Raw genomic sequence first — 12708 nt, 5'->3', positions numbered from 1 at the left:
AGTCTGTAAGATATCTGTAGTAAGATTGTTCATAGGGAAGTCCTCTTTTCTGTGAATGTAGTGTGGTAACTCTATTCTACAGAAGGGGCTTCCTTTTTTCTATTTACACAAGATATTTTACACTCTCCATTATTTTTTGGAACTCCCTATTAACATGCTATCATATACTTACATAAACATAAATCCTGATATTATAAGGTAGATTTACAAAGGAAACACTATGAAACAGATTAAAACCATTGGTTGGGACTTAGATGATACCCTTTACCAAAGAAGTGATTTTTACCGTGCTGCATTCGAAACGATGCAGGAACATGTGATTCAAAGTCAGCCATCGTTTGAATCTTTCAATCGCATCTTTGATGTTCAATCTGATATTGAATATGAGAAATTTATTCGTGAGGGAAAAGCTAAAGCGACGTACCAATTTAACCGAATCCTTTCCACTTATAAAAAGTTTCATTACGAAATAAGTATTGAGCAAGCGACGATATTCCAAGCACTCAATGAATATTACCGTCAACATTTAACTCTTAATTCAGAAATCATTCATGTCTTTGAGCATTTACAAGCTGTTGGATATGACTTATTCATTCTTACAAATGGCCCTTCCATTGATCAAAGAAATAAATTAAACACCTTACACACCAACCGATGGATTCTTGAAAATCATTGGTTTATTTCAGAAGAATTAAATGGTTCAAAACCAGATATTGAAGTATTTAACCAAGTTACAGAAGAGCTAGGCTACCTGAGCTATGAATTTACTTACATAGGAGATAAGTTATACTAACGATTTTCTAGGTGCATCTCAAGCAGGCTGGAAAGCCATTCATTACACACACCCTAAACACAGACGTGATAATCCAATGCATCCAACGTCGATTGAAAATATTTCTGAAATCATCAAACTTTTTTCTCACGCTCTAGCAATTATTCAGATTGCTTCATAAATAGTTAATACATCCATGCTAGATTAAGTCTAATATATAGGAGGAATTCAAATGACTAAAATTTTAATTATAGAAGATGATTTGGAATTAGCAAATATGTTCCAATCTGTCTTAGAACATGCGGATTATGACGTTAAAACAGTTGGTAACGGTGTCCTTGCTCTAGATTATTTAGATAAAGAATACGTTGATTTAATTATAACTGATATTATGATGCCAGAAATGGATGGCTATGAATTTGCAGAATCCATGCGTCAAATCGGAGACGAAGTCCCTATTCTAGTTATCTCAGCCAAAGATGATTATGAAGATAAGAAACTCAGCTTTAGAATCGGCGTCGATGATTATATGGTTAAACCTATTGATGTTAAAGAAATGGTACTGAGAGTTGAAGCTTTACTTCGCCGTTCTAAGATAGCGAACAGTCGCCATTTAATTATTGGAGACACAACTTTGAACCAAGATAACTTCTCAGTTACTACTGGCGACGATGTTTCATCACTGCCACAAAAAGAGTTTTTACTCTTGCAAAAACTGTTATCCTATCCGGATAAGATTTTTACCCGTCAACAATTAATGGATCAAATTTGGGGATTAGATACTCAAACAGATGAACGTACCATTGATGTACATATAAAACGATTACGTGATCGTTTCTCTGATAATGAAGATTTTAAGATTATGACCATTCGTGGACTAGGCTATAAGGCAGATGTAACACAATGAAAAAGTGGCTTGAATCACGCTTATGGATCTACTTTTCATTTGTAACTTTAATACTTACGATTGTTTTCGCTGCTGTATTAATTATTATAATCTTAGTTTTGGAAGAGTTTGCCCTATTGCCAAGTTTGGAGGGGTCTCCTAAACTTTCTTGGGTCATCCCTATCATCTTTAGTAGTGTAATTGGTTTAGTGATATCTGGAATTGTTATGATCCAAATTCTAAATCCAATTATCAAACTTAAGAAAGCGATGACCAAAGTGATAGAAAGTGACTTTTCAGTGCAATTGGATGAAAACGAACGGATTGCTGAAGTATCGGAATTGTATCATTCTTTTAATTTAATGGTCAACGAATTAAGTGGTATTCAACGTTTACAAAGTGACTTTACATCCGTAATCTCACATGAGTTCAAAACCCCTTTATCTTCGATACAAGGGTATGCACAGCTTTTACAGTCTCCTGATTTGTCCGCAAGTGAGCGGGAATCTTATCAGCATCGAATCATCGTTGCAACTAAACAACTTTCTGGTTTATCAGATAATATATTAAAATTATCAAAACTTGATAATCAGTCTATTTCAATTGAAAGAAAACCTTATCGTTTAGACGAACAAATCCGTGAAAGTATTTTAAGCCTCCACAACCAATGGGAGGAGAAAAACTTGACGATGACGATCGACTTAGATTCAACCGTGCTCTATGCCAATGAAGATTTATTGAATCAAGTTTGGATCAATCTATTAGATAATGCAATCAAGTACAGTGAGCAGGATGGACAAATCATCGTGCATCTAAAAGACTCAAAAGATTCGGTTGAAATTATTATCGAAGATACGGGGATTGGTATTCCTTCAAAGAAGTTAAATATTATTTTTGAGCGTTTCTTCCAAGTGGACGGTAGTCGCTTTAGCTCAGGTAATGGGCTTGGTTTAGCGATTGTTAAACGTATTATTGATATCCACGAAGGAACTATCGAATATCAAAGCGAACTTGGTGATGGAACGAAAGTCATCATTATATTACCACATAAGAAAATTGAACATATTAAATAAGTAATTCATGAGTATCCTATTCTTTTCAAATGAAAGGTCATTTGATTCTTCCTCTTAAGGATATCACGCATGAATCTGTTTACAGTAAAAGAGCGGGCACCATATTGCAATGGTGTCCGCTCTTGTTAAATTAAAAAGTGAATTAGTTACGACGGCCTCCACGACCACCGCGTTTACCTTCTGTATTACGACGTAAAGATGATAAGTTATCTTCACTATCTTTTAGGAATTGGTTCATTAATGAATCGAAGTCATTCCCACCACTATTGTTACTGTTGTTGCTTCTACTTTGTTGTGGTCTGCTATTTGAACTGTGGTTTGGTTTGCTATAGCTCCCTTTATTACTGTGACTTTGCCCTTTATGATCACTCGGTTTTTTATCGTGTGAAGGTGCAGGTCTTGTAGCTGCTTGATCTGGTTGTGCTTGCTCATTCGCTTTACGAATTGACAAGTTAGTCTTTCCATCTGGGGTGATTTTAAGAACTTTAACTGTGACTTCATCGCCTACTGATAAGATATCGTTAATATCTTTGACAAATCCATCTGAAACTTCACTAATATGAACGAGTCCTGATTTATTTTCTGGTAATGAAACAAATGCACCAAAGTTTGTTATACCTGTGACTTTACCTGAAACTTTTTGACCTACTTCAACTGACATTAATTACAATTTCCTCCTTGATTTTCTATCTATTGTAATGAGTAAGGGATTATTCTTGATTATCTTCTAAATCAAAAATAATTTCACCTGGTTTACTATAATAATAGTCACGTCTTGCAACATCTGCGAGGTATTCAGGATCTTGCATATGTTTATACTCTTCTTGTGCCTGAATGTTCTCTTGCATTGCTTCCTTTTCCAGTTCTTTTGCAATAGCTAACTCTTGTGTTAACGCATCTGATTCCAGATATGCTTGCACGAGAGGGACAGCGGCTAGTGTTACTCCGATAATACCTATTGCTAGAACACCTAATGTTTGCATTTTGAATGCTTTCTTAGGTTTGTTGTTTACTTCAGCGGGGTCAGCAGATACATTCCGATGTTGTCCCCATTGATTCGGAAGATACACAATTTTCTCATTTTTTCTATGATTATTTGTTTTCGATTGTTGCACGCGTTTCACCCCTTATTCATATCCGAGTATAACAGTATTTCCCTCAAATATCCAATCTAATTGATAAAATTTAGTGAACTGATTCGATTAAATTTTACTGCTCTAATCGTTCTTCCGAAATGATTTTGTACATATTTTGAGCATCTTCTTTTTTAGTTGATTCTTGCAATTCATTAACTTCAACGGTCATGAGTCGATTCCCGAAACGAATCGTTAACTCATCTCCGACTGCAACTGCTGAACTTGATTTAGCAATGTTACCATTAATTGTAATCCGTCCTTGGTCTGCTACTTCTTTAGCAACAGTTCGACGTTTAATTAAACGAGAGACTTTCAAAAATTTGTCTAGACGCATCTTTACACCTCCTGTGTTACTTGATTTAAGACATCAGCCGTATCTTTTGTGAAATTAATCAACGCAGATAGCCACTGATCATTATCTTTATTATATACATTTAAGCTGACTTCTAATTTATTTTTATTGATTTGTACTTTAGCTTGCAGCTGGACATTTTGTAAAGCTTGGAATATGTTCGCTCCTTGAAGATGCTTCGTGGCTTCTTCATTAAACGTGGCAATGACTTCTTGACGCTTACGTGTAAATGATAGGATACCTGCTTCAATACTGTAATGTTTAATTAAAGCAATATCTAATAAGTCTGAAACTTCATCTGGGAATTCGCCAAAGCGGTCAATCAGCTCGTCTTGTAAGCTACGGTAATCCTCTTCTGAACTAATGTTTTGAATGGATTTGTAGACACCGATTTTTTGAATATCGTCATCAATATACTCACCCGGAATATAGGCATCAATATTGACTTGCCATTCAAATGAAGTCGATTCACCAAAGGTTTTCGCGCTATTGCCTTGACGAGCATCCACTGCTTCTTTAAGCATTTGTGTATACAGGTCGTATCCGACAGAATCGATGAAACCCGATTGTTGCTTACCAAGTAAGTCTCCTGCCCCTCGAATCGATAAATCTCGCATAGCAATCTTAAAGCCTGAGCCTAATTCAGTAAATTCACGAATCGCGTTTAAACGCTTCTCACTAATCTCATTGAGTTGTTTAAATGGCTCATACATTAAATAAGCGTAGGCTAAACGGTGTGTACGACCGACACGTCCTCTAAGCTGATACAAGGTTGATAAGCCCATATGGTCCGCATTTTCAACAAATAGGGTGTTTGCGTTCGGTATATCTACCCCTGTTTCTATGATGGTTGTTGTTACTAGGACATCATATTCTCCACCAATAAAGTCGACTAAGACACGTTCTAATTCTACTTCTGATAATTGCCCATGAGCGACAGCCACTCTCGCATCTGGTACGAGATTCGAAATTTCTTCAGCCTTTTGATGAATAGTTGCGACACGGTTATGCAAGTAAAAGACTTGCCCACCACGAGCTAACTCACGTTCAATCCCTGTTTTTACAACACCTGCATTCAATTCCATTACATAAGTTTGTACAGGAAATCGGTTTTGTGGTGGTGTTTCAATTAGTGATAAATCTCGCACACCAATCATCGACATATGTAATGTTCTTGGAATCGGTGTCGCTGTTAATGTTAATACGTCCACATCGGCTTTCAATTGTTTTAGTCTCTCTTTATGTTTCACACCAAATCGTTGTTCTTCATCGACAATTAATAGCCCTAAATCGTTAAATTCAATATCTTTTGAAAGTAGACGGTGAGTTCCGACGATAATGGATAACTCGCCTGATTTAATCTTTTTAATATTCTTAGTCTGCTCTGCTCGCGAGACAAATCGGCTTAACATACCTATCTCAAACGGCCAATCACTAAACCGCTCTTGAATCGAGTTGAAATGTTGTTGAGCTAGAATTGTTGTTGGTACTAAGAAGGCAACTTGTTTCCCGTCCATGACAGCTTTAAAAATTGCTCGAATCGCTACTTCGGTCTTACCGTAACCAACGTCTCCTACAAGTAAACGATCCATCGGTTTATCTTTTTCCATATCTTTTTTAATTTCTTTTGTACTTCTTAATTGGTCCGCCGTTTCAACATAAGGAAAGGCGTTTTCGAATTCTTTTTGCTCTGGGGTATCCGGAGTAAATGGATAGCCTTTTCGTTTTTCACGTTCTGCATATAAGGCGATGAGTTCGTCAGCAATGTCTTCAACTTTCGCTTGAACTTTTCTAACGGTTTTCTTCCATTCACTTCCGCCTAATTTGTTTAGTCTCGGTTGTTTTGATTCTGACGCGACGTATTTTTGTAGTTGGTTAATATTCTCAACTGGGAGTAAGACACGCGCATTATCTTCATATTCAATCGCAACTAAATCTTTATGAACGCCACTTATTTCCATCGTTTCAATCCCGACGTAACGTCCAATACCATGACTTAAGTGGACAACGTAATCGCCAACATCTAACTCGTTATAACTCTTAATTCGCTCTGAGTTTGATAAACCTTGTGGCGTTGCTTTTTTACGTCTTAATTGATTGAATAATTCAAGTTCTGTCACGACAACCCAGTTTTCATTCGGTAATTCAAACCCTTTGGCTAAAGAAGTCGTCACGATATTGATGGCACCCGTTTGAGGCTCGTCTCCCTCTTGGATAACCGTTGGATGAATATTATATTCTTCGAATAAATTCAGCGCTTTAACCGCATCTTTATTCGTTGACACGGTCACTTGAATTAATTTCTCTTGCTTCAACCATTGTTCCATCTCTGCTTTAATTAAAGGCATTTGATGGAAGAACTGATTCATGCTTCGATATTGAAAAGCAAAGACATCTGAAAAGCGAATATTTGCTAAACCACCTTGCATTAGTGAGAAATATTGGACCGCTACTTGGCTATTCGCTTGGCGAATTTCTTCATAGGCTTCTAATTGAATAGAGACCCCTGGCAAAAGCTGTCCTTTACTGATTTCTTGTTCGATCCAAAACTGATCTTGTTCAATGGCTTGAAATTCATTCTGTTGAATTCGTCCCAACTCCATGACGATTAAGCGTGCATCATCTTGTAAGTAATCAATGAGCGACGTGCCCTCTTTATCCCAGAAACCTAAGTAGGCATTGGCATACTTTAAAGGCTCACCTTGTTCCAATAATGTAAATTGCTCCGTTTGAACAGATTTCAATTGCATTTTTAATTCTTCGTCTTCTATTTTCTTCAGATGTTTATCTAAATGTTTCTTTAATTTATCTAAAATTTCTCTTTGATCATGGGGTGTAAATATGACATCTTGTGCGGGGTAAAACTCAGTCTGTTCAATATTCTCCATCGATTCTTGCGTTTCTGCATTGAACAGTCGAATAGAATCTAATTCCGTATCAAAAAAGTCTAATCGGACGGGTTGCTCTGCATTTAAAGGATAGAAGTCAACGATACTCCCGCGAACACTATATTCACCTGGGGATTGGACCATTCCTTCACGGCGATAGCCATATTGATTAAATAGCTTTTCTAAATCTTCTCTTTCAATATCCATCCCTATTTCCATCGGAAATACAGCGTCTTTCCAACGTTCCACTGGTGTGAGTCTCATGCGTAAAGCACCTGAAGATGCGACAATGATACAAGGTTCTCCGCTAGTTAATGCGTTTAATGCTTTAACACGCTCAGCAGTATTATCCATCGAAGAAATTGAATACATCACGGCTAATGACTCTTCATTAGGGAATAACAAAACGGGAACATCTGGTAATAAACTTACTAGATCTTCGAATAATTCATTTTGTTGTTTATGTCTTGGTTCAATCACTAAATATTGTTGAGGTTGGTTCAAATATTGTTGAGCAATAAATATAGAACGCGCACTATCGTCCAAGCCAGTAATGAGTTTGGCATCTGTATCCGTTGAATTGTTAATTTGATTGATGATTGGACTAAAAGGTTGTTTATACATTGTTGTCATTCTTTATGTCTGCTCCTTTCTTTTAAAAGAATAAATACGGATTTAGGGGCTCAGTAACTGACCCCCTTTAATCCATATATCTATAGTAATCTTATTCTACCATATCTTACTTATTATATTCACTCATAACGTGCTGGAAATCCTTGCCATCAAGCCAAGCTTCAATAGCATCGACAGTTTGATCAACCGCTTCATCGACAGCAATGCGATCTTCTGCTGTAAATCGTGCCAATACGTGATCGACTACTTTCCAACCGCCTTGAGGACGACCGATACCGATTTTAGCACGTTTGAATTCGTTCGTACCTAGCATATCGATGATACTTTTAATTCCATTTTGCCCACCTGAACTGCCTTTTTTACGGAAACGAACACGGCCAGGATCCAAGTCTAAATCATCATGAATAACTAATATATCATCAATATCAACACCATAATAACTCATTATTGGTAGTAATGCTTCTCCAGAAAGATTCATATATGTGAAAGGTTTCATTAGCAAAACTCTTTCCCCATTTCGATGCCAAATTGTATAGTCTGATCTGAATTTTTGTTCGGTCATTTCTAAATGATGACGTCTCAAAATCTCGTCAATGGCATCAAATCCAATATTGTGACGGCTGCCGTTATATTTGCTACCAGGATTGCCTAAACCTATTACTAACTTCACTTTTATCACCTATCATTTCTTAATAAAATCTCTTCGGTAGTATATCACAAACCTACTTATAAATCCTGAGTTTGAATTATTTTCAATTTGGAAACGTTTAAATTATAATTGATATTGAGTAATAGGATTTCATTGTGATATACTGAGCATATAATGAAAGGGGATTTTTATTATGACAGAAACATTAGACAAAATTATTTTAATTGGCGACGGCGCGGTCGGTTCAAGTTTTGCATTCTCATTAACGCTTCAAGGGGTTGGACGAGAATTAGGTATTATTGATATCGATACTGATAAAACAGTTGGAGATGCGATGGACTTATCAAGTGCATTGGCTTATCATTCAACTAAAAAAATCTATTCAGCTCAATACTCTGATTGTCATGACGCTGATATTGTTGTCATCACTGCTGGAGCTGCTCAAAAGCCGGGTGAAACTCGCTTAGATTTAGTTAACAAGAATTTAAAAATCTTTAAATCAATCGTTGGTGAAGTGGTTGCCTCAGGTTTTGATGGAATCTTTTTAGTAGCGACAAACCCAGTGGATATTCTAACTTATGCAACATGGAAATTTAGTGGTTTCCCTAAAGAACGCGTGATTGGTTCAGGAACATCTTTAGATACTGCACGTTTCCGTCAAGAAATTGCTTCATTAGTTGATGTTGATGCACGTAATGTTCACGGATATATTCTTGGTGAACATGGGGATACAGAGTTCCCAGTTTGGTCTCATGCAAACATTGGTGGGTTACAAATTTACGAATGGATTAAAGATCACCCTGGAACAGATGAGGAAGCATTAGCTAATGTCTTCTTTAAAGTTCGTGACGCTGCTTATGAGATTATCAAACGTAAAGGCGCTACTTATTACGGAATTGCTGCTTCATTAACTGCTATCTGTCGTGCTATCTTAGATAATACACATTCTATCTACCCTGTTTCTGCTTATCTAGACGGCGAATATGGACAAGAAGATGTTTATATTGGCGTACCCGCAGTAATTGGTCGTCGCGGCGTTATCTCTACTGTTCAAATTCCTTTAAACGAATTAGAACAAGATCGTATGAACCATTCTGCAAATACTTTACGTGATATCATTAATGAAAGCTTCGCAAACTTAGAAGAATAAAAATTCACAAAATTAGAACCAGACCGCTGAAGATAAGGATAAGACTCCTTCAGCGGTCTGGTAATTTTTTTGTTAATATAACTAAAAATACCTTAGCTATTCGCACTCAGAACGAATAGCTAAGGTATTTATCAGTATTTATATATAAGGCTACTTGAATTCTAATTCAATTGTATTCGTTAATACATCACGGTAGCTATAACTAATGCGATCAAAATCATTTTCGTCTTGATTTAAATCTACAATGAAGACTGAACGATATGTTTCTTTAAGGACACCTTTACGTTCTTCTTTCTTTTTGCGCCCCATCTGAACAGTCACACTAATCTCTTCACCAACACGATCTTCCAAATAAGTCTTTATCTCTGATAATTCATTTGGCATTCCCAATCACCTCACCGTATCATTATAACACATAGTGATTAAAAAATCAATGATACCACAACTCTCGAAAGGTGACAAGTAAATTTCAAATTAAATTTCGCTTAATTTATTAAATAATTCTTCAAATTCATAAACTGTCAGTGTTTCTGCACGGCGTTTGGGATCGATTTCAGCTTGTTCAAAGCCTTCAGCTAATTTAGTTTGGTCTGCTTCACCATTTTGATAATAATTTCTGACATTATTCCAAATTGTTTTCCGACGTTGAGTAAAGGCCATTTGAATGAATTTCTCAAACTCTCTTGGCTCATCCACTTCGATTAAAGGTTTCTCGCGGCGTCTTAACATTAGTACGGCCGAATCAACATTTGGTTTCGGAATAAAGACACTTTTTGGAACAATAAAGGAAATACTTGCTTCCATTTTATTCTGGATGGCTATCGTCAATGAATTGTATGCTTTCGTTCCCACTTCTGCAGTCATTCGCTCTGCTACTTCTTTTTGCATCATCATTGCTAAGCGATTGAAAGGCAAATCTGTGTCTAATAAGTGCATAATAATCGGTGTTGTAATGTAATAAGGTAAGTTCGCAACAACAACTAAATCTTCAGCTTCTTTTAAATGAGCAAATTCCGGATTATTAAAATTCACTTTCAAAATATCTTCATGAACTACGTTCACATTGTCATATTCAGATAGGGTGTTGGCTAATACTTTTACAAAACGGGGATCAATTTCAAAGGCCAGTACCTCTTTGGCTGATAAGGCTAAAAATTCTGTCAGCGCACCAATTCCTGGTCCAATCTCGATGACCGTTGTGTTTTTAGTAATATCCGCTGTTTGAATCATCTTGTCTAGGATTGATGGTTCAACTAAAAAGTTTTGTCCTAGACTCTTTTTCATCTTGATATCGTACTGTTTCATTATTTCAGCTGTTCTTGTGGGTGTTGCAATTAATCGTTTAGATGTTTCCATTTTGTTCACCTGCTTTCAATTGTTTTGTCAATTCTTCTAAATTAATTTGATACATCGCTAACTTTTTCTGTAGTTGTTTGCCATTAATATGTCCAAGATGATAATGATTAGATATGTAATCTCGGCGTGTTTTTGCTTCTGGGTGGCCAATAAGTTTGAGTCGCATTAATTCGGCTTTATGTATAAACGTCGGTTCCTCCGTATTCGGTGTCATGACTGTCTCAAGAGCATTTATAATGCTTTCTTTGGTCGCATGTTCAACACCTAGACTCTTTCCTCGCTTACCAGCATTCGCCTCTTCTGGCTTAATATAGGCGTGTTTAACGCTAGGAATAGCTTGTTCAATAATTCGGCGGATGCGCTCCCCTTGAAAGTCAGGATCAGTAAAGACAATGACTCCCAACTTTTCATGAGCAGCTTTGATTTGATCGAGTGTTGCTTGATCAATGGCAGATCCATTCGTTTCAATTGTTTGGACAGTTTTACCGAACGCCTCGATTAATCTTTTCGTATCATCTCGCCCTTCAACAACAATGACTTCACGGGGCGGATTGGCATGCTTATTATTTTTCATGTTGCTTCGTCTCTGGATACCACTTAAATAATTCAAAGGCATTATTCGTTGTTAAGGTCGCAATTTCATCAAGTGGCATGTCTTTCACTTGCCCAAGAACTTCCGCCACATAGCGAACATAGGCTGGCTCGTTACGTTTACCTCGTTTCGGTACAGGAGCTAAGTAAGGTGCATCTGTCTCAACTAAAAGTCGGTCATTTGGGACAACTTTAGCCGCTTCACGTACGTCTTCTGTCTTTTTGAAAGTTAAAACACCACTAAAGCTGATATGCATTCCTAAATCTAGGAATTTATATACTTCTTCCTTAGTTTCACCATATGAATGCATGATACCGCCGGCTTTAGGAATACCTTCTTCTTTTAAAATTTTATAAACATCGTCCGTCGCATCACGGTTATGAATGGTAATTGGCAAATTATGTTCCTTTGCCATCGCAATTAATCGTCTAAATACTCGGTGCTGATCTTCTTTAGTAGAATCTGGCCAATAGTAATCAAGCCCAATTTCACCTAACATTTGTACTTTCGGTGCTGCGAGTTTTTCTTCGAGTTGCTTCTCGATGGCTTGATTATAACGTGACGCTTCTGTTGGATGCCAACCGATGACGCTAATAATGTGTTCATTCTCTTGGCTGAGTAATAAACTCTTTTCAATGGTCTTCTCATCAAAGCCCACCACCGCCATATATTCTACGTCATTGTCTTTAGCTTGTTGGATGATTTCTGACTCGATGCCTTCAAATTGATCGGCGTTCAGATGAGTATGGGTATCAAATAACTTCAAAATATCTTACCTTCCTTGTTAAAGTCTCTTATACAGAATAACTGAATAAAACCTTAATCTCAATCAATAAATGAGACTAAGGTTTTATATATTTGATTTGTCAAATTAAGCTAGACAAAACTGCTTCATCTAAGTAACTCAAAAATACTTCCAACGGTGTTCGGTAGTGTAAGGATTTCCGTGGAATCGTGTTCCGTTTGTATGCAATCGATGACACAAAGCTTTGGTCTACTTGATTAAAGTCCATTCCTTTTGGCAGTCCGTCTCTGCGTAATAAACCATTGGAATTCTCATTCAAAGCTCGCTGTGAGGGCGTTCCTGGATCGGAAAAATAAATATCAATGTCATGTTGATTACTTAATGCTTTCCAATTGGAAAATTCCTTACCACAATCAAACGTCATCGACTTAAAGAAATGTCGAGGAATCGATTCCAACCATTGGTTCATCCTCTGT

The 12708-nt window shown here is 36.9% G+C and carries 14 protein-coding genes; 4 read left to right on the top strand and 10 right to left on the bottom strand.

Going from position 1 to position 12708, the window contains the following annotated elements; translation table 11 throughout:
- Positions 1-220 precede the first annotated feature (220 nt).
- The 3 genes from ACEN31_RS09710 (at position 221) to ACEN31_RS09700 (ending at position 2731) form a co-directional block, all read left to right on the top strand.
- Positions 221-793, top strand: a complete 573-nt coding sequence (locus ACEN31_RS09710) for an HAD family hydrolase (protein WP_407109301.1) — start codon at positions 221-223, stop codon at positions 791-793.
- Positions 794-1004: 211 nt separating this feature from the next.
- Entirely contained in the window at positions 1005-1679 is a 675-nt protein-coding gene (locus ACEN31_RS09705) for a response regulator transcription factor (RefSeq protein WP_407109300.1), read from the top strand.
- The gene (locus tag ACEN31_RS09700) at positions 1676-2731 is read left to right on the top strand and encodes a sensor histidine kinase (RefSeq protein WP_407090771.1); all 1056 of its coding nucleotides are present in this window, start codon (positions 1676-1678) and stop codon (positions 2729-2731) included. The genes ACEN31_RS09705 and ACEN31_RS09700 overlap by 4 nt, the downstream gene beginning before the upstream one ends.
- Positions 2732-2873: 142 nt before the next feature.
- On the opposite strand, the gene ACEN31_RS09695 is transcribed toward ACEN31_RS09700, so the two are convergent.
- The 5 genes from ACEN31_RS09695 to pth all read right to left on the bottom strand — a co-directional run bounded on the left by ACEN31_RS09695 (position 2874) and on the right by pth (position 8410).
- A complete protein-coding gene (locus tag ACEN31_RS09695; protein ID WP_407090770.1) occupies positions 2874-3392 on the bottom strand; it encodes a S1 domain-containing RNA-binding protein in 519 nt (172 codons plus the stop codon).
- Between the two features lie 49 nt (positions 3393-3441).
- Positions 3442-3846, bottom strand: a complete 405-nt coding sequence (locus ACEN31_RS09690) for an FtsB family cell division protein (RefSeq protein ID WP_407090769.1) — start codon at positions 3844-3846, stop codon at positions 3442-3444.
- A 94-nt stretch (positions 3847-3940) separates the two neighbouring features.
- On the bottom strand, positions 3941-4201 hold the full coding sequence (locus tag ACEN31_RS09685; protein ID WP_407090768.1) for an RNA-binding S4 domain-containing protein: 261 nt from the start codon (positions 4199-4201) through the stop codon (positions 3941-3943).
- 2 nt (positions 4202-4203) lie between these two features.
- On the bottom strand, positions 4204-7740 hold the full coding sequence (gene mfd / locus ACEN31_RS09680) for a transcription-repair coupling factor (protein WP_407090767.1): 3537 nt from the start codon (positions 7738-7740) through the stop codon (positions 4204-4206).
- 106 nt (positions 7741-7846) lie between these two features.
- Positions 7847-8410, bottom strand: a complete 564-nt coding sequence (gene pth / locus ACEN31_RS09675) for an aminoacyl-tRNA hydrolase (RefSeq protein WP_138404422.1) — start codon at positions 8408-8410, stop codon at positions 7847-7849.
- Positions 8411-8582: 172 nt separating this feature from the next.
- Between pth and ACEN31_RS09670 the strand changes: the two genes are divergently transcribed.
- Positions 8583-9539: an L-lactate dehydrogenase gene (locus ACEN31_RS09670; protein WP_407109299.1), complete on the top strand. Its 957-nt coding sequence runs from the start codon at positions 8583-8585 to the stop codon at positions 9537-9539.
- Positions 9540-9689: 150 nt separating this feature from the next.
- On the opposite strand, the gene ACEN31_RS09665 is transcribed toward ACEN31_RS09670, so the two are convergent.
- From ACEN31_RS09665 to ACEN31_RS09645, 5 genes are all read right to left on the bottom strand, one after another.
- On the bottom strand, positions 9690-9923 hold the full coding sequence (locus ACEN31_RS09665; protein WP_138404424.1) for a Veg family protein: 234 nt from the start codon (positions 9921-9923) through the stop codon (positions 9690-9692).
- A 90-nt stretch (positions 9924-10013) separates the two neighbouring features.
- The gene (gene rsmA, locus ACEN31_RS09660; protein WP_407109298.1) at positions 10014-10895 is read right to left on the bottom strand and encodes a 16S rRNA (adenine(1518)-N(6)/adenine(1519)-N(6))-dimethyltransferase RsmA; all 882 of its coding nucleotides are present in this window, start codon (positions 10893-10895) and stop codon (positions 10014-10016) included.
- Entirely contained in the window at positions 10882-11469 is a 588-nt protein-coding gene (rnmV, locus tag ACEN31_RS09655) for a ribonuclease M5 (protein ID WP_407109297.1), read from the bottom strand. The genes rsmA and rnmV overlap by 14 nt, the downstream gene beginning before the upstream one ends.
- On the bottom strand, positions 11459-12253 hold the full coding sequence (locus tag ACEN31_RS09650; RefSeq protein WP_197103681.1) for a TatD family hydrolase: 795 nt from the start codon (positions 12251-12253) through the stop codon (positions 11459-11461). Before ACEN31_RS09650 ends, rnmV begins: the two co-directional genes overlap by 11 nt.
- A 100-nt stretch (positions 12254-12353) precedes the next feature.
- Positions 12354-12708 (bottom strand): IS30 family transposase (locus ACEN31_RS09645; RefSeq protein ID WP_407109296.1); only part of this gene is annotated, 355 nt, incomplete at its 5' end.

The sequence above is a fragment of the Ruoffia sp. FAM 26255 genome (genome assembly GCF_045528525.1).
GTDB lineage: Bacteria > Bacillota > Bacilli > Lactobacillales > Aerococcaceae > Ruoffia > Ruoffia tabacinasalis.
Note: the sequence above shows the minus strand (reverse complement) of the source record. Positions and strands in the feature narration are given on the sequence as shown.

Excerpts from the sequence above, each read along its gene's own strand:
- ACEN31_RS09710 (WP_407109301.1), top strand. The coding sequence starts at position 221 with ATGAAACAGATTAAAACCATTGGTTGGGACTTAGATGATACCCTTTAC.
- ACEN31_RS09705 (WP_407109300.1), top strand. The coding sequence starts at position 1,005 with ATGACTAAAATTTTAATTATAGAAGATGATTTGGAATTAGCAAATATG.
- ACEN31_RS09700 (WP_407090771.1), top strand. The coding sequence starts at position 1,676 with ATGAAAAAGTGGCTTGAATCACGCTTATGGATCTACTTTTCATTTGTA.
- ACEN31_RS09695 (WP_407090770.1), bottom strand. The coding sequence starts at position 3,392 with ATGTCAGTTGAAGTAGGTCAAAAAGTTTCAGGTAAAGTCACAGGTATA.
- ACEN31_RS09685 (WP_407090768.1), bottom strand. The coding sequence starts at position 4,201 with ATGCGTCTAGACAAATTTTTGAAAGTCTCTCGTTTAATTAAACGTCGA.
- mfd (WP_407090767.1), bottom strand. The coding sequence starts at position 7,740 with ATGACAACAATGTATAAACAACCTTTTAGTCCAATCATCAATCAAATT.
- ACEN31_RS09670 (WP_407109299.1), top strand. The coding sequence starts at position 8,583 with ATGACAGAAACATTAGACAAAATTATTTTAATTGGCGACGGCGCGGTC.
- ACEN31_RS09665 (WP_138404424.1), bottom strand. The coding sequence starts at position 9,923 with ATGCCAAATGAATTATCAGAGATAAAGACTTATTTGGAAGATCGTGTT.
- rsmA (WP_407109298.1), bottom strand. The coding sequence starts at position 10,895 with ATGGAAACATCTAAACGATTAATTGCAACACCCACAAGAACAGCTGAA.
- rnmV (WP_407109297.1), bottom strand. The coding sequence starts at position 11,469 with ATGAAAAATAATAAGCATGCCAATCCGCCCCGTGAAGTCATTGTTGTT.